Below are 15,747 nucleotides of genomic sequence, written 5' to 3'. Positions count from 1 at the left end.
CTTGGATGGCTGCCTGGCGCCGGGGATGGTTGAATCAGGGGTGAACATCGTGGTCTCCATCAGGCCGCTTGCGCATGAAAAGCCGCCTGGAGCCGGAGCAGCCTCTCGTTCACGACGGCGCCGCCGGTGATGCCGGCCGGCGCCTTGATCTCTTCCCAGAAGTGGCAGGCCACAGCATGGCCGCCCTGCGAGCGCAGTGCGGGCACTTCCTCGGCGCAGCGCTCGCGCGCGTGGGGGCAACGCGTCCTGAAGCGGCAGCCCGAAGGCGGGGTGATGGGATTCGGCACGTCGCCCTGCAGCAGCGTGCGCTCGCGTTTAAGGCCGGGTTCGGGCACCGGAATCGCCGACAGCAGGGCCTGCGTGTACGGGTGTCGCGGCTGCGCGAACAGGCTTTGCTTGTCGGCGTATTCAACGATCTGCCCGAGGTACATCACGGCCACGTGCGAGGCGATGTGCTTGACCACCGCGAGGTCGTGCGCGATGAAGACATAGGCCAGGCCCAGGCGCCGCTGCAAGTCCTGCAACAGGTTGACGACCTGTGCCTGGATGGAGACGTCCAGCGCCGACACGGCCTCGTCGCAGACGATGAGCCGCGGCTCCACCGCGAGTGCGCGCGCAATGCCGATGCGCTGGCGCTGGCCGCCTGAAAACTCATGCGGGTAACGCTGCAGGTATTGCGGCGCGAGACCCACCAGGTCCAGCAGCTCGGCGGCGCGCTCGCGGTGCCGGCCGCGCGCCAGGCCGTGCAGGGCCAGCGGCTCGGTCAGCGCCTGCTCCACCGTCATGCGCGGGTTCAGCGAGGAATACGGGTCCTGGAAAATCATCTGCAGCTCGCGGCGCTTGGCGCGCAGGCGGCCGGCCGGCAGCGTCATCAGGTCCTCGCCGTCAAACCAGACCTGGCCCGAGGTCGCGTCCAGCAGCCGCAGCACGAGGCGGCCCACGGTGGATTTGCCGCAGCCCGATTCACCGACCAGCGCCATGGTCTCGCCGGCGTTCAATTCGAAGCTCAGCCCGTCGACCGCATGCACGACCGCTTTGGAGCGGCTGAACAGGTGCGAGCGCACCGGGAAGTGCTTGACCAGGTTTTCGACTTTCAGCAGCGCGCTCACAGCGTCACCTCGCTGGTTGCAGCGGCGGTGGCGCGGCGGGTTGCCATGCCGGGATCCAACGGCGCGCGCCAGCAGGCCGCTTCATGGCCGCCGCCCATGTCCATCAGCGGCGGGACTTCCTGCCGGCATTTGTCGACGGCGAAAGGGCAGCGCGGCGCGAAGCGGCAACCATCCATGCGCGTCATGGGCGTGGGCACCTGGCCTTCAATGGCGTTGAGCCGCTCCTGCGCCAGGTGCAGCTTGGGGATGGAGCCCAGCAGGCCTATGGTGTAGGGGTGCTGTGGCTGGTCGAACAGCCGGGCCACGGGCGCGCGCTCCACGATTTTCCCGGAATACATCACGGCGACGTCGTCGGCCAGTTCGGCGATCACGCCGAGGTCGTGCGTGATCAGGATGATGGCGGTGCCGGTTTCCTCGCGCAGCGTGCGCATCAGGTCCAGCACCTGGGCCTGGATGGTGACGTCCAGCGCGGTGGTGGGTTCGTCGGCGATCAGCAGCTGCGGTTCGCAGGCCAGCGCCATGGCGATCATCACGCGCTGACGCATGCCGCCCGAGAGCTTGTGCGGGTATTCGTCGATGCGCTGCTCGGGCGAGGGAATGCGCACGCGGCGCAGCATGGCGATGGCGTGCTCCCTGGCCTCGGCCGCGCTGATGTCGCGGTGGCAGCGTATGCCTTCGATGAGCTGGTCGCCTATGGTGAAGGCCGGGTTCAGCGAGGTCATGGGCTCCTGGAAGATCATGGCCATGCGGTTGCCGCGCAGCGCGCGCATCGCGTCTGGTCCCAGTGTGGCCAGGTCTGTGCCTTCAAAGCGTATGGACCCGGCCGAGACGCGGCCCTGGCCCTTGGCCAGCAGGCCCATGATGGACAGCGAGGTCACGCTTTTGCCGCAGCCCGATTCGCCGACGATGCCCAGCGTGCGGCCGGAGTCGACCGAAAAACTGATGCCGTCCACCGCGGCGAATTCGCCGCCGCCTTCCATCTTGAAACTGGTGCGCAGGCCGCTCACCTCCAGCAAAGCCGTCATGCGGCGGCTCCGTTGCGCCGGGCGTGAAAGCGCGTGATTTCGGCCTCGATGACCGCGCGGTCGGTGACACCGGCCGGGCTGCGGCGCGAGGGCAGGCAGGTGCTGAAGGGCTGGTAGCGCTCCAGGCTTTTGTCGTAGAGGCGGCGCAGTTCCTGGAGGGGTTCGGCGTGGTCGTCCACGCGGATGTCCAGGGCGCAATAGTCTTCCGTGGTGAAGACCAGCAGGGCCGCGGCCTGCTTGCCGCGCTTGTCGCCGCCCGCAGCCTCGCCGGCCGCCAGCGCGGTAATAAGGCGCTCGGCAAACGGAAGGCTGGCGTTGGCTTCATAAGCCCGTGCCGTCGCTTCAATCACCTGCGGGCCGGCCAGCATGTTGCCGGCGACCGAGTAGCCAAGGCCCGCCGTGTGGCCGCACCAGTCTATGCAGGCGCTGCCGGTGTAGCCGGCGGCCTGGCCGTCCGCGCCTATCAGGTGAAGCTGGCGGTGGTCGCGGCCTTCGTCGGCGGCGGTCAGGCGTTTGATGATGTCAGCGGGAGACTGGCCGAGCGCCAGGCCGTCCAGCGCCGGTGTGGCATACAGCGGGTTGACCAGCGCCTGCGTGGCGAGCGCGCCCACGCCGCTGCGGGCGTGCGGGCACAGTGCGCCCACGGCGAAAAATTTGCTGGCAACTGCAACGCCAAACGCGCCCGATGAATCGCGCGCGATGAGGGACCAGGTCATGTATCAAAAACTTTCGTCAGCAGCTGCGCCCTTGGTGAGGCGTCTGGCGTGCTCCCCGAAACAGAAACCGGCTTGCGACTTCCGTCTTGCAACGAATGACGCATGAATCATGCCACCTGCCGCTTCCGCATCCCTGTGGAGCCGGCAGGCGCCAAGCGGAGTCTATTCCATCTTGCCGCCGCGCGCCTTCATGGTCTGCCCGGGGAGGCTCAGTGAGGGCTAACTCGCCGCGCCTTTCGAGGCTGCTTTGGCGGCCGCTTCGCGCTTGCGCACCGTCGTGACGTTCTCGCGGGCGACGCCCCAGTTGTCGGTGTCGATCTCATCGATGATGACAAAGGTCGTGGCCGGGTTTTTGTTGAGCACGCGGACCAGCAGGTCGGTCGTGCCTTCGATCAGCTGCAGTTTTTGCTCGGGCGTTGCGCCTTCGCGCGTGATGCGGATATTGACATAGGGCATGGTGGGACTCCTTGAGCTTGTGTCGTTGATGAACGAAGAATGGGAATGTGCTTACCAGGTGCCTGCCGAGGCACCGCCGTCCACCGCCAGCACGACACCGGAGGTGAACTGCGCGTCGGTCAGGTAAAGCACGGCGTCGACGACGTCCTGGGTCGCGCCTATGCGGGCGGCGGGCGACAGCGTCGCGAGGAAGGACCGCGTGCCTTCGTCGGGGCTGTGCATGGGCGTGGAGATGATGCCGGGGGCCACGGCCGAGACCTTCACGTTGGAAGAGGCCAGCTCAATCGCCAGCGCGCGGGTCGCGTCATTGAGGCCGCCCTTGATCAGCACCGGCAGAAGCGCCGGCACTTTCATGCTGGGCTGCATCGCGATGCTGGCGGTGATGGTCACGATGTGGCCCTCCCTGTTTTTCGCCATGTGCGTGGCGGCCTGTTGCGAGGGGTAGAAAAAGCCCTTGAGGTTGGTGCCGACTATGGTTTCCAGGTCGTCCTCGGTGTAGTCGCCCACAGGCTTGGCGGTGAAGATGCCGGCGTTGTTGATCAGGATGTCGACCTTGCCGAAAGCGGCAATCGCCTTGGCGAACAGGGCTTTGGCGGTGGCCGGCTGGGCGATGTCGCCCTCGACGCCGATGAAGTTGGCCGGGTTGCCCAGTTGGGCGGCGGCGGCCTGCAGGCGCGCTGTGGTGCGGGCGTTGCCGACCACGTTGTAGCCGCGTTTCAGGTAAGCCTCTGCAAGGGCGAGGCCGATGCCGCTGGATGCGCCGGTGATGACGACGGTTGTGTTGCTGGTTTTGTCGACGGTGTTCATTTCAATACTCCTTCAGTGGGTTGGCTGGGCGGCGCGGTTTCTTTTTGAATCCCGCACCGGCCGGAATGTGTGGTTGCTTCCCGGTGAGATGAACTATATTTATGCGTGCAGTGAAGATAAAGATGGGTTTTCACAAATTACTTGATACATGGCGTAATGAATAAGGTGGATTAGGAGGCTTTTGTGAAGAGAAACTTCGACGATTTATTGCTGGGCAGCATCGAGCTGTTTTGCCTGGCGGCCGAGCTCAGCAGCTTTACCGCGGCGGCCGCGTCAGCCGGCGTGACGCCGGCGGCGGTCAGCCGTTCCGTGTCGCGGCTTGAGGAGCGGCTGGGTGTGCGCCTCTTCGTGCGCACGACGCGGCAGATCAGGCTGACCGACAGCGGTCGTGTGTATTTCGAGCAGTGCCGACAGGCTTTGTCGCAGCTGGTCGATGCCGAGCGCCTGGTGACGGGCGAGCAGGCCGCGCCGGCCGGCCTGCTGCGCATCAGCATGCCGACGCCTTATGCGCATTACCGCGTGCTGCCGCTGCTGCCGCTGTTTCGCAAACGCTACCCGCAGGTTCTGCTTGACGTGCACTTGAGCAACCGCAACATCGATTTCGCGGATGAGGGCTACGACCTCGCGATACGCGGGCGCGCGCCCGACGACTCCAGCCTGATTGCGCGCAAGCTCGAAGATGCGGAACTGGTGCTGGCGGCTACGCCCTCCTATTTGAAGCGCGCGGGCAAGCCGAAGACGCTGGAGGATTTGCAGAAGCACGAGTGCATCCAGTTTGAACTGCCCAGCACGGGCCGCCGGATTCCCTGGACTTTCCGGGTCGACGGCAAGGACCTTGACGTTGCGACGCCCGGCAGCTATTGCTGCTCGGAAGACGTGCTCGGCGTGGCGACCCTGGCGCGCAGCGGCGCGGGCCTGGTGCAGACCTACCGCTACATCCTGGAGAAGGATTTGAAGAGCGGCGAGCTGGTGGAGGTGCTGCCGCAGTTCGGCGGCAGCTCCCGGCCCTTCATCCTGCTGTACCCGCATGCGCGCCATCTCTCATTGCGCGTGCGGACCTTTGTGGATTTCCTGGTTGAACAGCTGGCGACGGCCGGGCGCTGAGCCCGGCGCATGCTTATTCGACCTTGGCGCCGGAAGCCTTCACGACTTCCGCCATGCGTTTGTAGTCAACCGCCAGCAGCTTGGCGAAGTCGGCGTTGTTCATGGCCAGCGGCTCGATGCCTTGTTTGTCCAGGCGCTCCAGCACGACGGGGTCTTTGAGGACCTTGGCCATGGCCGCGTTGACGCGGTTGATCTCGGCCACCGGCGTTGCGGCGGGGCCCAGCAGGCCGAACCATGAATCGAACTGGTAGCCGGGCAGGCCGCTTTCGGCGATGGTGGGCACGTCGGGCAGGTATTTGGAGCGCTTGGGCGAGGTCACGCCGATCAGGCGTATGCGGCTGTCCTTGGCAAAGGCCAGCGCGCCAATGCTGGCGGCGATCACGGCATGGGCGCGGCCCGAGATCACTTCGTTGATCGCCTCGCCCGTGGCCTTGAGCGGCACATGCACCACATCGATGCCCGCCAGGCCGTTGAAGTAGGCCATCGAAAGGTGCGTGGCGCTGCCCACGCCGGCAGTCGCGTAGTTGAGCTTGCCGGGGTTGGCCTTGGCGTAGCGGATGTATTCGGCGGCGGTTTTGGCCGGCACGTCGGGGTGGATCATCAGCACGTAGTCGGCCGTGCCGATGTGCGCCATGGGGGCGAAGTCTTTTTGCGGGTCGTAGCTGAGCTTGGTGTACAGCGTGCCGGCGATGTTGTGGCTGGCCGCGCCCAGCACCATGGCGCCGCTGTCGGGCGCCGACTTGGCGACATAGCCCGTGCCCACCGTGCCGCCGGCGCCGGGCCTGTTTTCAATGATGACCGTCTGGCCCAGCGCCAGGCCGAGTTCGGTGGACATGGCGCGCGCCAGCAAGTCCTGCACGCCGCCGGGCGCGAAGGGCACCACGATGCGCGCGATCTTGGTGTTGGACTGGGCGAGGGCCCCGCCTGCGGCCAGGGCCAGGCTTGTGCCCAGGAAATCTCGGCGTTGCATCATGAATATTCTTTCGGTAAGGAGTGGTTGCAGTGTTGGTTCAGGTGGTCAGTTCACGCAGATCTCGTCGGCCAGGCGGCGCATGAAGCGCTCGCACCAGGCGAGTTGGTCCAGTGTGACCCATTCGTTGGGCTGGTGTGCCTGCGCGATGTGGCCGGGGCCGCATACGATGGTCGGCACACCGACCTGATGGAACAATGCAGCTTCCGTGCCAAAGGACACTTTGCCGGCGCCCGAGCTTGCATCCACGTCGGCGCACTTGAAGCACAACCGGGCGATTTCGCTGTCGGCTTCCGTCGCAAAGCCGGGCAGCACCGAGTTGAGCTTGTGGGTGATGCCGGTATCGGCCGCCACGGCCTGCATGGCCGGGACCAGGCTGTCGGCGAAGGCCTTGGCTTCGTTGAACAGCACGACCGGCGAATTCATGTGGTGGTGGCGTATTTCCCAGGTCACGTCGCAGTCGCGCGGGATGATGTTGAGCGCCGTGCCGCCGGCGATCACGCCGGTGTGTATGGTGGTGTGCGGCACGTCGTAAATCGGGTCGAAGGGGCCTTCGGCCACCAGGCGGCGGTGCATGGATTTGAGGTTGGCGACGAATTCGCAGGCGATCTCCACCGCGTTGACGCCCTGCGGCGTGAGCGAGGAGTGCGCCTCGAAGCCGCGCACCGAGGTCTTGTAGGCGTGCTTGCCCTTGTGCGCGATCACCACCTGCATGCCGGTGGGCTCGCCCACGATGCAGCCGGCGGGTTTGTAGCCCTGGTCCACCATGTCGGCGATCAGGCGGCGCACGCCTATGCAGCCGACTTCCTCGTCGTAGCTGAAGGCCAGGTGCACCGGGCGCTTGAGTTTGCGCTTGAGCAGCTCGGGCACCATCATGAGTGCGGTGGCGCCGTAGCTCTTCATGTCGGTCACGCCGCGGCCGTAAAGCTTGTCGCCGATGATTTGCGCCGCGAACGGGTCGGTGTCCCAGGGCTGGCCGTCCACCGGCACCACGTCGGTGTGGCCCGACAGCACCAGCCCGCCGATTTTGGTTTCGCCGTTTTCGGCGGGCAGCGTGGCCCAGAGGTTGGCCTTCTTGCCGCTGTCGTCATAAGTGCGGCGGCATTCGATGCCCTGGGCTTCGAGCAAGGCCTGGGTCCAGTCGAGCAGGGGCAGGTTGCTGTCGCGCGAGACGGAGGCGAAGGACACCCATTTTTCAATGAAGGGCAGGGCGGCGAGGTCGGCGGCTTGCACGGCCTGGCGTGCGGCGGTGGGGAGAGGGGCGTTCATGGCGGGGCCTTTATGAGGACGGCGTTCGGAAGGCGAATATTGGTATGACAGCATACTATTTTGCGAAGGGCCTCGCCGCCGTCGCGAGGCCATTGCCGGGCCTGCGCACGTCCCGGCCGCAATCCGGCGAGAATGCGGGGCGCCGCGCGCAGGGTGCGGCCCGCTATCCCATCCCTCACTGAAAGCATCCCATGACCAGCAGCATCTACACCACGTCCATCCCCGTTTTCAAGCAGATGCTGGGCGGCCTGAAGGGCGTCCTGGCCAAGGCCGAGGCCCATGCGGCCGCCAAAAACATCGACCCCAACGCGCTGCTGCAGGCACGCCTCTACCCCGACATGTTCCCCCTGCTGCGCCAGGTGCAGGTCGCCAGCGATTTCGCCAAGAGCGTGTCGGCCCGGCTGGCCGGCGTGGAAGTGCCCAAGATTGAAGACAAGGAAACCACGTTCGCCGAACTGCAGGCGCGCATAGACACCATCCTGGCTTTCATCGAAGGCCTGGGCACGGAAAAGTTTGACGACGCCGCCACGCGCGAGATCGTCACGCAGGCCGGCACGCCCAAGGAAAAGCGCTTCACCGGCCAGTCTTACCTGCTGAACTACGGCCTGCCGCACTTCTTCTTCCACACCACCACGGCATACGCCATCCTGCGCCACAACGGCGTGGAAATCGGCAAGAAGGATTACATCGGCAGCTATTGAGCCTTGAGCGAGGCTCGCAGCCCGGCGCCCAGAGCAAGCGCCGTTTCGCGCTAGTGATGTGCCGGGTTCGGGGCCTGCGCCCAGATGGCGGGATCGGGCAGCTCCTGGTGGGGGCAGCTGTCGCCGCCGTCCAGCTGCCATGAAATGCCGTAGAGCCATTCGTTGGCGCGCGGCTCAAAACGCATGATGTCCGCCATCAGCGATTTCTGGAAAGCCGCCGCGTAGGTCAGCAGGCGCAGGTCCCAGTGTTTCATGATGAGGCGCACATACATGCCCGCGCCCTGGTTGCGGCTGGAAGTCAGCAGCATCTGGCAGTCCAGCCACTGCGCCGGGATGCCGGCGCGGCGGGCGGTGTCCCGCACCAGCACCTGGATGAGCTGCTGGCGCACCGCATTGACGGAACCCTCTTCACCGGGAACCGAGCCTTGCGATTCAGGCGGGGATGGAGGGGTGGCGCTTGCCGCAGTCCTTTTGGGCTGGCTTTTCACGCCAAAGAGCTGGTTGATTTTCATGGTGTGCGCGCGTCGGTTTGCGGCGCCGGCGTCTGGCAAAAGCGTCTTTTCACGCTTGCTCCAGTGTCGACGTCATATGTTACAAGGTGTTAACAATGTCGGTTACCGCACTTATATAGTCAAGTGGCCGCTCTTTTAAAACCGGAACTTTGTCATGAAAACGCGGACTGAATGCGGCAGCCCGCGCAACAGCAACCAGGAAGCTACAGAGGAGAACCGGCCTTTGCCGGCGGCATCAGTCCAGCGCGCCGGCCGGGCCAAAGAACTCGTAACCTGTCTGGGCTGCGGGAATGCCCATCTCTGCTAGTTGTTTCTTTGTGTAACTCATACAGGGTTTGCGCGTGAAGCGGATGAAGTGCGCCGGCCGGCGGGAATATGTCGAGCACATCGCCTTCGTCCAGGGGGTTGGATGCCAGACCGCCCGCTTCGCGTTTGGCGCTCGCGGCGCTATGCCCGCACGAAATAGATGAAAGTGCTGCGCGGAAAGACGTGCCGGTAGACCGGGCGGGCCAGGGCACGCGCCAGGTTTTTGAACTGCAGCAGCCCTGAGGCGCTGTTGTACAGCCGGTAGAAACTCGGGTGCAGCGGCTTGAGGCCGAATTCCTTGCCGAAGGCGACCAGCGAATCGTGGTCGAAAGAGTTGATGTGCTCCAGCGGCGCGATGGGCATCTGCTGCTGCGCCGACAGCGCGCCGAAATCTCCCGCCTGCCCGATTTTTTTCAGCGAAGCGGCCGCATCGGGCACGCTGATCTTGATGACGCCGTCGCCCGACAGCGCGTTGCGCAATTGCTCCAGCACCGCCCGGGGCTCGGTCAGGTGTTCGAAGACCTGTTCGGTGTTGATGAAGCGAAAGCGCCTGGCGGGAAGGTCGGCCAGGCCGACGACGCGCACGCCCACGGATTTGCCGTGCTGGGCGCGCTCCTCGGACAGCTCCACGCCCCAGACGTTGCAGCCGTAGGCCATGGCCATGCGCGACCAGTGCGCCCAGCCGAAGCCGAAGTCCAGGATGTCGAGCTCGCCCGGCGCCAGGCCGAAATGCTGGATGATGAACTGCACCTGCTCGGCCAGGTAGCGGTACTCATCCAGGCTGTAGTCGCGGTGCTCGCGTTCGAGGTCCGTGCCGGGCACCCAGGCGTTGTAGATCTCGCCGAGAAGGGCGTCGTCCGGCACCTGCTGCTGGAACACCAGGCCGCAGCCCTCGCATTTGGCGAGCGCATATGTGCCCGCGTCCGCGGCATCGGAGGCATGGCCTTCGTAGTGCCGTGTGAGGTAGGCCTGTATGCCGGCGCCGCGATAGGGCTCTTCATACAGCACGGACAGTGAGCCGCCCAGGCAGGCGGGGCACTGCCGGCGGACCTTCATGGCCGATTCCTGCGCGAGCAGGCTGTGGCGCCGCACGGGGCGCGCCGCCGGCGCATTCCTCGCGCCTGGCGCGAGCGCATCCGGCAAACGCGGAAATTCAAAGGATCGGGCGGGCATGTTCATGGCGTGGGTCCGGAATGCCGCGGTTGCGGCTCTAGCCAGCCACCTTAGTCCCCGGCGAGCCTGCCTGGGGTAACCCTGTGTAAGCCACGTATCGGTGCTGCGGCCCTGCGCGGCCCTTTGCGGCGCCTTTGCGGCTGCGCCGCGGCGGGAATGCGCTGTGCGCGCAAGGCGCAGGCACCCACCGGCAAAGGCGCTTGTGCCCCCGTACGCGGTGCCGGCCAGGCCGCCGGGGACGGCCCGGCGACTCAGGCCATGCGCCCCTTGTTTTCCACCACCGCGCAGCCGGTGATGCGCCACGCTTTGTTGCGTTGCCGCTCCAGGCTGTAGACCGCCAGCCAGGAGGCGCCGCCGGCATCGGTCATCTGCACGCGCTGGATGGCCTGGTCACCCTTGCCCTCGGCTTTCAGAAAGGCCACGGAGCCCGGGCGGTACACCACCGGGTAGTCCTTGCGCACCATTGCCATGAAGCCTGCGGCGTTGCCCACGGCTTCGCGCACGTTCGGCGCGGCAAATGAGTACGCCTTTGCCGCGTCGTCTTTGGCAAACGCGGCGAGCTGGTGCTCGACCACGCTGCGCACGCTTTTTTCGTCCGCCGCGGTGAACGGTGCGGCCTGCGCCGGCGCGGCGGCGAACAGCCATACCAGCGCGGCGGCCCCGGCGGCGAACAGGCCGCGCAGGTGAATGGAAACAGGGTGTGCTCGGATGTTCATGATTTCCTCCTGGCGTGTGTTTGAGGTGCCGGCTCTTAAAGAAACTGGCCGCGCGCCAGCACCACGACGCCGCCGCTGACCATGATTTCGCCGGCCGCATTGGCCTGCACCGTGATCTTGCTGGGCCGGCCGGCGAAGCGGCCCTGCTTCAGCGTGATGACGTCGCCGGCCGCCGCCGCGCCGTGCTGCAGCAGGTAGGCGCCCACCGGTCCCGCTGCGCTGCCCGTGGCGATGTCTTCCACCAGCCCGGCGTTGTCCCAGGTGCGGCCCTCGCGCGCGGCCACGTCCAGCACATAGGCGAACTTGGCGCCAACGGTGGCCAGCAGCGCCTCGAAAGCCGGGTGCACGATGCGCGCGCGGTCCAGGCCGCCCGCGGCCGGCACCAGCAGGTAGGGCAGGCCGGTCGACACCACCTGCAGCGGAAAGCGGATGTCCAGCTGCGAGGCGTCGAGGTTGAGCGCGGCCAGGAAGGCCTGGCTCTCGGCGCGGCCCAGCGCGGGCTTGAAGGTGGCCCGGCCCTGGTTCATGCGGGCGTTGTACGTGGCTTGCATGCCGTCCAGCCGCGTGGTGCTCAGCGCGACCGCGCGCGTGCCCAGCATCAAGGTCCAGTCGGCGGAGGGCAGCCTGGCGGCATGCAGGTGGTGCAGCAGGCCCGCCGCGCCCAGCAGGGGGTGGCCGGCGAAATCGAGCTCTTCCTCCATCGTGAAGATGCGCGCTTCAAAGCGGCGCCCGGGGCCGGCGGGCGTCAGGAAGATGCTTTCGAACTGCCGCATCTCCACCGCCAGGCGCTGCATCGCGCGCGCCGGCAGCGGGCTGTCCGGCAGGAAGACCGACAGGCCGTTGCCGGCCAGCGCTTCATGGGTAAAGACGTCGACCTGGTAGTAGCTGAGTCCGGGCAAGGAAAAGCTGGTTGTCATGAAAAGGCTCCTGCCAGAGATTATCGCGGCGGCGTCCTACCCGGCTATCAGCGCTTCAGGCCGGGCCCGCCCCGGCGGCGGTGGTAAAAAAAAGCCATCGCTTTTTTTTTGAATGGTCAAGCTCATGGACAGCACCAGCGGCGCCGCCTGGTACGGGCAACTCGCCAAGCCTTTTTTTGCCCCGCCGGCCTCCGTCTTTGCGCCGGTGTGGACGGTGCTCTACCTCATCATTGCCGTCAGCTTCGGCTATGTCTTGCTGCAAACCCTCAAACGCCGCTTTCCCTTCAGCGTGCTGCTGCCCTTCATCCTGAACCTGGTGTTCAACCTGGCCTATACGCCCATCCAGTTCGGGCTGAAGAACAATGCGCTCGCGAGCATCGACATCCTGCTGGTGCTGGGCACGCTGGCCTGGGCGCTGGCGGCCGTCTGGCGCCGCGCGCGCTGGGTGGCGCTGGTGAATATTCCCTATCTGCTGTGGGTGGCGTTTGCCACCGTGCTGCAGCTCAGCATCACCTGGCTGAACCGGTAATACGCCGTGCGTCGACCTCCCATGCTACTGGCCGTATCGCTGCTCGCTGCCGCGGCTGTACTCGTGACCTCCGGCTGCGCCGCCTGGCGCATCCGGCAGTCGGTGGAGCTGGCGCGGCAAAGCGAGCCCTTTGAAGCCACGCCCGCCGATGCCTCGGCCACCTTGCTGGTGGTCGGCGACAGTACCGCCGTGGGCACGGGCGCATCATCACCGGCGCACAGCGTCGCCGGCCTGATCGCGCGCGACCATCCGCGCCTGAAAATCATCAACCGCGCCCAGGACGGCGCGAAGTTTGCCGATATCGCCCGCCAGCTCGAAGCCGTGGGCGAGCAGCGCTTTGACGCCATCCTGGTGCTGGGGGGCGGCAACGACGTGATCCGGCTCACGCGCTACCCGGTGCTGGAACAGGACGTCGCGCGCGCCGCCGCGCTGGCGCGCACCCATGCCAACCTGGTGGTGATCATGCCCAGCGGCAATGTCGGCAGCGCGCCGTTTTTCTTCGCGCCGGTGTCGTGGCTGATGACAAAACGCTCGCAGGTCCTGCACGGCTTTGTGCGCGAGGCGGCGCAGGACAACAGTGCGCTGTACGTGAACCTCTACAAGGACAAGGCCGAGGACCCGTTTGCCCAGCGGCCCGGCGAGCTCAATGCGAAAGACGGGTTGCATCCCAGCGATGCGGGTTACCGCCTCTGGTACGCCGAACTCAATGCGCAGGCGGATTTGTCCGGGCGGCTGTCCGCATTGCGCCGCTAAGTCTTTGGATGCCTTCGTTCCCCGGGCGGCCTAGAATCCCGGTTTGCAAGGCCCGGCGCTTCCGGCCATCCAGACACTTCCCTCTTTCAATCCTCATCAGGCCCACGCATGTCCCTCGAAGTCCTTGAAGCCCAGACGGGCGACAACCCCACCGCCACCATCCTCATCATGCACGGCCTGGGGGCGGACGGGCGCGATTTTGTGCCGATCGCCGAACAGCTCGATCTCTCCAGCGTGGGACCGGTGCGCTACCTGTTTCCAAGCGCGCCGTCGATTCCCGTCACCATCAACGGCGGCTACGTCATGCCCGCCTGGTACGACCTGCTGGGCGCCGACCTGGTGAGCCGGCAGGACGAAGCCGGGCTGCGCAAGTCGCAGGCCGACATCGAGGCGCTGATCGCCCATGAAACAGCGCGCGGCATTCCGGCCCATCGCATCGTGGTCGCGGGCTTCTCGCAAGGCTGCGCCATGGCGCTGATGACCGGGCTGCGCCACGGCGAGCGCCTGGCCGGCATCGCGGGGCTCTCGGGCTACCTGCCGCTGGCCGACAAGACCGCCGCCGAGCGCAGCGCCGCCAACCAGGACGTGCCCATTTTCCTGGCCCACGGCACGCGCGACGGCGTGGTCGTGCTGCCGCGCGCCACCGCCACGCGCGACGCGCTCATCGCCTTGGGTTATCCCGTCGAATGGCATGACTATCCGATGGAGCACTCGGTGTGCCCGCAGGAAATCGTCGATCTCGAGAAGTGGCTGCTGCGAGTCCTGGCATAAGGACCGCAACGAGGCGAACGCTCAGGCCGGCTGGGCGGTCCGCGCATCCCGCGTCATGCGCCGCACGCGCCACAGCAGGAAGAACGCGATGCTGAAGTTCAGCAGGTTCCAGGCCACGCCGTTGAGGAAAGCCGCGTGGTAGGAACCGGTCAGGTCGAACACCTTGCCTGACATCCAGCCGCCCAGCGCCATCCCCAGCAAGCTCGCCATGATGACCGTGCCCACGCGTGCGCCGGCTTCGGCGGGCTCGAAGTATTCGCGCACGATGATGGCGTAGGCCGGCACAAGCCCGCCCTGGAACAGGCCGAACAGCGCGGCAATGACGTAAAGCGACACCAGCCCGTCGAAGGGCAAGAACAGCAGCAGCGCGATGCCCTGCAGCACCGAGCCCAGCATCAGCGTGCGCAGCCCGCCGATGCGGTCGCAGATCACGCCCGACACCAGGCGGCTCACCACGCCGCAGGCCAGCATCAGCGACAGCATTTCGGCGCCGCGCGCCGCGCCGTAGCCCAGGTCGGTGCAGTAGGACACGATGTGCACCTGCGGCATGGCCATGGCCACGCAGCAGGCGACGCTCGCCACGCACAGCAGTGTCTGCGCCGCGCCCGGCGTCAGGCCGAAAGGCCTGTCGCTGGCGGTGGCGGCCAGGCCGCTGTTGCCCACCGTGGAAGCAACGGCCACCGGCGGGCGCTTGCGCATCAGCAGGGCCAGCGCGGTCATCGTCACAAAACTGAAAATGCCCAGGCCCAGGTAAGTCTGGCGCCAGCCCACGGTCTCCACAAAGTGCTGCACGATGGGCGGCCAGATCGCGCCGCCCAGGTAATTGCCGCTGGCGCACACCGCCACCGCGAAGCCGCGCCGGCGCGCGAACCACAAAGAGGTGTCGGCCAGCAGCGGCGCAAAGGTGGCGGCCGAGCCCATGAAGCCGATCAGCAGGCCGTGCGCGAGCGAGAACATCCACACATTGCCGGCCATGGACGCCAATGCAAAACCCAGGCCCAGTCCCACCGCGCCTATCAGCAGCGGCACCATCACGCCGAAGCGGTCGGCCAGCCGGCCCATCATGATGCCGCCCACGCCGAAGCCGATCATCAGCAAGGTGTAGGGAATGGACGCGTCGGCCCGCGAAACGCCGAACTCGGCCTGCACCGCCGGCAGCACCACGGCCACCACATACATGCCGCAGGCGCCCACCGTCATCAGGGCCAGCGTGACCATGAGGCGCATCACGGCGTAGCGCGAATCGACGAGGGAGGCGGGGTCCTGTGAGGAAGCGGTGCCGGGATTGGTGGAGGCGGGGAGGGGGCTCATCGGTGCTAGCGTACACCAGTCACCGCTGTGTTGCAGTGCGGCCGGGCCGGGCTTTCCCTTATGCCCCGGTGGGCGTCCAAAGCCTTGGCTTCAACGCCAGCATTCCGCGAGCAAGGCGGCGCCGGGTGACGCGGTGGTCAGGCCTTTGGCGCCGGCCTGCGTGATCGTGAAGCCGCCGCACCTGTCATTGTCCATGGCCCGGCCCGCCAGCGGAAGCATGACCAGCATGAAAGCGCTGGTGCCGGCCGTGCTGGCGTTGGCGCCGGTGGTGGCCAGGGCATACAGCTGCGTGCCGTCGGCGGGCGACCTTTGCAAGCCGGGCGGCATCACGGCCCAGACGCTCTGGGTGCCCGTGCGGTCGGCGTCATAACGGTCGTTTGCCGCGTAGAAGCGTTGCATGTACTGCGCCGCCTGCAGAAGCTGCACCCGCGCGGCGGCACGGTGCGCGCGTGCGGCATAGGCCCAATACGACGGCAGCGCGATCGCGGCGAGCAGGGCCAGGATGGCGAGCACGATCAGCAGCTCAATGAGGGTGAAGCCCGCGCGGCCGCGCGGTTTTGTGGGGGTGGACATCGCCATCCGTGGTTTTTCCTGCAAGGGAT

General features: G+C 66.4%; 18 protein-coding genes. 5 read left to right on the top strand and 13 right to left on the bottom strand.

The features are described 5' to 3' along the window. Positions 1-59: 59 nt before the first annotated feature. The 5 genes from ACLV74_RS07355 to ACLV74_RS07335 all read right to left on the bottom strand — a co-directional run bounded on the left by ACLV74_RS07355 (position 60) and on the right by ACLV74_RS07335 (position 4,113). Positions 60-1,109 (bottom strand): ABC transporter ATP-binding protein, encoded by a 1,050-nt coding sequence (locus tag ACLV74_RS07355; RefSeq protein WP_411878723.1) that lies wholly within the window; start codon positions 1,107-1,109, stop codon positions 60-62. Continuing rightward, complete coding sequence (locus tag ACLV74_RS07350) at positions 1,106-2,134, bottom strand: ABC transporter ATP-binding protein (protein WP_411878722.1); 1,029 nt, start codon at positions 2,132-2,134, stop codon at positions 1,106-1,108. Before ACLV74_RS07350 ends, ACLV74_RS07355 begins: the two co-directional genes overlap by 4 nt. Then, on the bottom strand, positions 2,131-2,850 hold the full coding sequence (locus ACLV74_RS07345) for a DUF1028 domain-containing protein (RefSeq protein WP_411878721.1): 720 nt from the start codon (positions 2,848-2,850) through the stop codon (positions 2,131-2,133). Before ACLV74_RS07345 ends, ACLV74_RS07350 begins: the two co-directional genes overlap by 4 nt. A gap of 219 nt (positions 2,851-3,069) precedes the next feature. Beyond that, positions 3,070-3,306, bottom strand: coding sequence for a 2-hydroxymuconate tautomerase family protein (locus ACLV74_RS07340; protein ID WP_411878720.1), 237 nt, complete (start codon positions 3,304-3,306; stop codon positions 3,070-3,072). A 51-nt stretch (positions 3,307-3,357) separates the two neighbouring features. Continuing rightward, complete coding sequence (locus ACLV74_RS07335; protein WP_411878719.1) at positions 3,358-4,113, bottom strand: SDR family NAD(P)-dependent oxidoreductase; 756 nt, start codon at positions 4,111-4,113, stop codon at positions 3,358-3,360. 183 nt (positions 4,114-4,296) lie between these two features. On the opposite strand from ACLV74_RS07335, the gene ACLV74_RS07330 reads away from it, so the two are divergent. Further along, positions 4,297-5,217 carry a LysR substrate-binding domain-containing protein gene (locus tag ACLV74_RS07330; protein WP_411878718.1) on the top strand — a complete coding sequence of 307 codons (921 nt, stop codon included), beginning with the start codon at positions 4,297-4,299 and terminating at the stop codon, positions 5,215-5,217. A gap of 13 nt (positions 5,218-5,230) precedes the next feature. Here ACLV74_RS07330 and ACLV74_RS07325 read toward each other — a convergent pair whose 3' ends face one another. Both ACLV74_RS07325 and argE read right to left on the bottom strand, forming a co-directional pair. Further along, entirely contained in the window at positions 5,231-6,190 is a 960-nt protein-coding gene (locus tag ACLV74_RS07325; protein ID WP_411878717.1) for a tripartite tricarboxylate transporter substrate binding protein, read from the bottom strand. Positions 6,191-6,235: 45 nt separating this feature from the next. Then, a complete protein-coding gene (argE, locus tag ACLV74_RS07320) occupies positions 6,236-7,456 on the bottom strand; it encodes an acetylornithine deacetylase (RefSeq protein ID WP_411878716.1) in 1,221 nt (406 codons plus the stop codon). 191 nt (positions 7,457-7,647) lie between these two features. Here argE and ACLV74_RS07315 point away from each other — a divergent pair, with 191 nt between their 5' ends. Continuing rightward, on the top strand, positions 7,648-8,157 hold the full coding sequence (locus ACLV74_RS07315; protein WP_411878715.1) for a DUF1993 family protein: 510 nt from the start codon (positions 7,648-7,650) through the stop codon (positions 8,155-8,157). Between the two features lie 50 nt (positions 8,158-8,207). Here the strand turns inward: ACLV74_RS07315 and ACLV74_RS07310 are convergent, their stop codons facing one another. From ACLV74_RS07310 to ACLV74_RS07295, 4 genes are all read right to left on the bottom strand, one after another. After that, positions 8,208-8,669: a hypothetical protein gene (locus ACLV74_RS07310; protein WP_411878714.1), complete on the bottom strand. Its 462-nt coding sequence runs from the start codon at positions 8,667-8,669 to the stop codon at positions 8,208-8,210. Between the two features lie 447 nt (positions 8,670-9,116). Next, positions 9,117-10,154, bottom strand: a complete 1,038-nt coding sequence (locus ACLV74_RS07305) for a class I SAM-dependent methyltransferase (RefSeq protein WP_411878713.1) — start codon at positions 10,152-10,154, stop codon at positions 9,117-9,119. Positions 10,155-10,399: 245 nt separating this feature from the next. Continuing rightward, positions 10,400-10,864 (bottom strand): DUF4864 domain-containing protein, encoded by a 465-nt coding sequence (locus ACLV74_RS07300; protein ID WP_411878712.1) that lies wholly within the window; start codon positions 10,862-10,864, stop codon positions 10,400-10,402. A 35-nt stretch (positions 10,865-10,899) separates the two neighbouring features. Then, positions 10,900-11,781 carry a PhzF family phenazine biosynthesis protein gene (locus tag ACLV74_RS07295; protein WP_411878711.1) on the bottom strand — a complete coding sequence of 294 codons (882 nt, stop codon included), beginning with the start codon at positions 11,779-11,781 and terminating at the stop codon, positions 10,900-10,902. A gap of 124 nt (positions 11,782-11,905) precedes the next feature. On the opposite strand from ACLV74_RS07295, the gene ACLV74_RS07290 reads away from it, so the two are divergent. From ACLV74_RS07290 to ACLV74_RS07280, 3 genes are all read left to right on the top strand, one after another. Continuing rightward, positions 11,906-12,310: a TspO/MBR family protein gene (locus ACLV74_RS07290; RefSeq protein ID WP_411878710.1), complete on the top strand. Its 405-nt coding sequence runs from the start codon at positions 11,906-11,908 to the stop codon at positions 12,308-12,310. Between the two features lie 6 nt (positions 12,311-12,316). After that, positions 12,317-13,063 carry a GDSL-type esterase/lipase family protein gene (locus ACLV74_RS07285; RefSeq protein WP_411878709.1) on the top strand — a complete coding sequence of 249 codons (747 nt, stop codon included), beginning with the start codon at positions 12,317-12,319 and terminating at the stop codon, positions 13,061-13,063. A 108-nt stretch (positions 13,064-13,171) separates the two neighbouring features. Beyond that, positions 13,172-13,834 (top strand): alpha/beta hydrolase, encoded by a 663-nt coding sequence (locus tag ACLV74_RS07280; RefSeq protein WP_411878708.1) that lies wholly within the window; start codon positions 13,172-13,174, stop codon positions 13,832-13,834. A 21-nt stretch (positions 13,835-13,855) separates the two neighbouring features. On the opposite strand, the gene ACLV74_RS07275 is transcribed toward ACLV74_RS07280, so the two are convergent. Both ACLV74_RS07275 and ACLV74_RS07270 read right to left on the bottom strand, forming a co-directional pair. Next, entirely contained in the window at positions 13,856-15,145 is a 1,290-nt protein-coding gene (locus tag ACLV74_RS07275) for an MFS transporter (RefSeq protein WP_411878707.1), read from the bottom strand. Positions 15,146-15,235: 90 nt separating this feature from the next. Further along, on the bottom strand, positions 15,236-15,718 hold the full coding sequence (locus tag ACLV74_RS07270) for a type IV pilin protein (RefSeq protein ID WP_411878706.1): 483 nt from the start codon (positions 15,716-15,718) through the stop codon (positions 15,236-15,238). Between the last annotated feature and the right edge of the window lie 29 nt (positions 15,719-15,747).

Origin of the sequence: Polaromonas sp. YR568 (assembly GCF_943369415.1) — a bacterium.
In the GTDB taxonomy this organism is placed as follows: Bacteria; Pseudomonadota; Gammaproteobacteria; order Burkholderiales; family Burkholderiaceae_C; genus Polaromonas.
The sequence above is the reverse complement of the archived record's forward strand: the minus strand, read 5'-3'. Positions and strand labels throughout refer to the sequence as shown.

What these genes read in the sequence shown, in the direction of transcription:
- ACLV74_RS07350 (WP_411878722.1), bottom strand. Translation starts at nt 2,134, where the DNA reads ATGACGGCTTTGCTGGAGGTGAGCGGCCTGCGCACCAGTTTCAAGATG.
- ACLV74_RS07315 (WP_411878715.1), top strand. Translation starts at nt 7,648, where the DNA reads ATGACCAGCAGCATCTACACCACGTCCATCCCCGTTTTCAAGCAGATG.
- ACLV74_RS07280 (WP_411878708.1), top strand. Translation starts at nt 13,172, where the DNA reads ATGTCCCTCGAAGTCCTTGAAGCCCAGACGGGCGACAACCCCACCGCC.
- ACLV74_RS07275 (WP_411878707.1), bottom strand. Translation starts at nt 15,145, where the DNA reads ATGAGCCCCCTCCCCGCCTCCACCAATCCCGGCACCGCTTCCTCACAG.
- ACLV74_RS07305 (WP_411878713.1), bottom strand. Translation starts at nt 10,154, where the DNA reads ATGAACATGCCCGCCCGATCCTTTGAATTTCCGCGTTTGCCGGATGCG.
- ACLV74_RS07340 (WP_411878720.1), bottom strand. Translation starts at nt 3,306, where the DNA reads ATGCCCTATGTCAATATCCGCATCACGCGCGAAGGCGCAACGCCCGAG.
- ACLV74_RS07295 (WP_411878711.1), bottom strand. Translation starts at nt 11,781, where the DNA reads ATGACAACCAGCTTTTCCTTGCCCGGACTCAGCTACTACCAGGTCGAC.
- ACLV74_RS07300 (WP_411878712.1), bottom strand. Translation starts at nt 10,864, where the DNA reads ATGAACATCCGAGCACACCCTGTTTCCATTCACCTGCGCGGCCTGTTC.
- argE (WP_411878716.1), bottom strand. Translation starts at nt 7,456, where the DNA reads ATGAACGCCCCTCTCCCCACCGCCGCACGCCAGGCCGTGCAAGCCGCC.
- ACLV74_RS07345 (WP_411878721.1), bottom strand. Translation starts at nt 2,850, where the DNA reads ATGACCTGGTCCCTCATCGCGCGCGATTCATCGGGCGCGTTTGGCGTT.
- ACLV74_RS07325 (WP_411878717.1), bottom strand. Translation starts at nt 6,190, where the DNA reads ATGATGCAACGCCGAGATTTCCTGGGCACAAGCCTGGCCCTGGCCGCA.
- ACLV74_RS07310 (WP_411878714.1), bottom strand. Translation starts at nt 8,669, where the DNA reads ATGAAAATCAACCAGCTCTTTGGCGTGAAAAGCCAGCCCAAAAGGACT.
- ACLV74_RS07290 (WP_411878710.1), top strand. Translation starts at nt 11,906, where the DNA reads ATGGACAGCACCAGCGGCGCCGCCTGGTACGGGCAACTCGCCAAGCCT.
- ACLV74_RS07335 (WP_411878719.1), bottom strand. Translation starts at nt 4,113, where the DNA reads ATGAACACCGTCGACAAAACCAGCAACACAACCGTCGTCATCACCGGC.
- ACLV74_RS07270 (WP_411878706.1), bottom strand. Translation starts at nt 15,718, where the DNA reads ATGTCCACCCCCACAAAACCGCGCGGCCGCGCGGGCTTCACCCTCATT.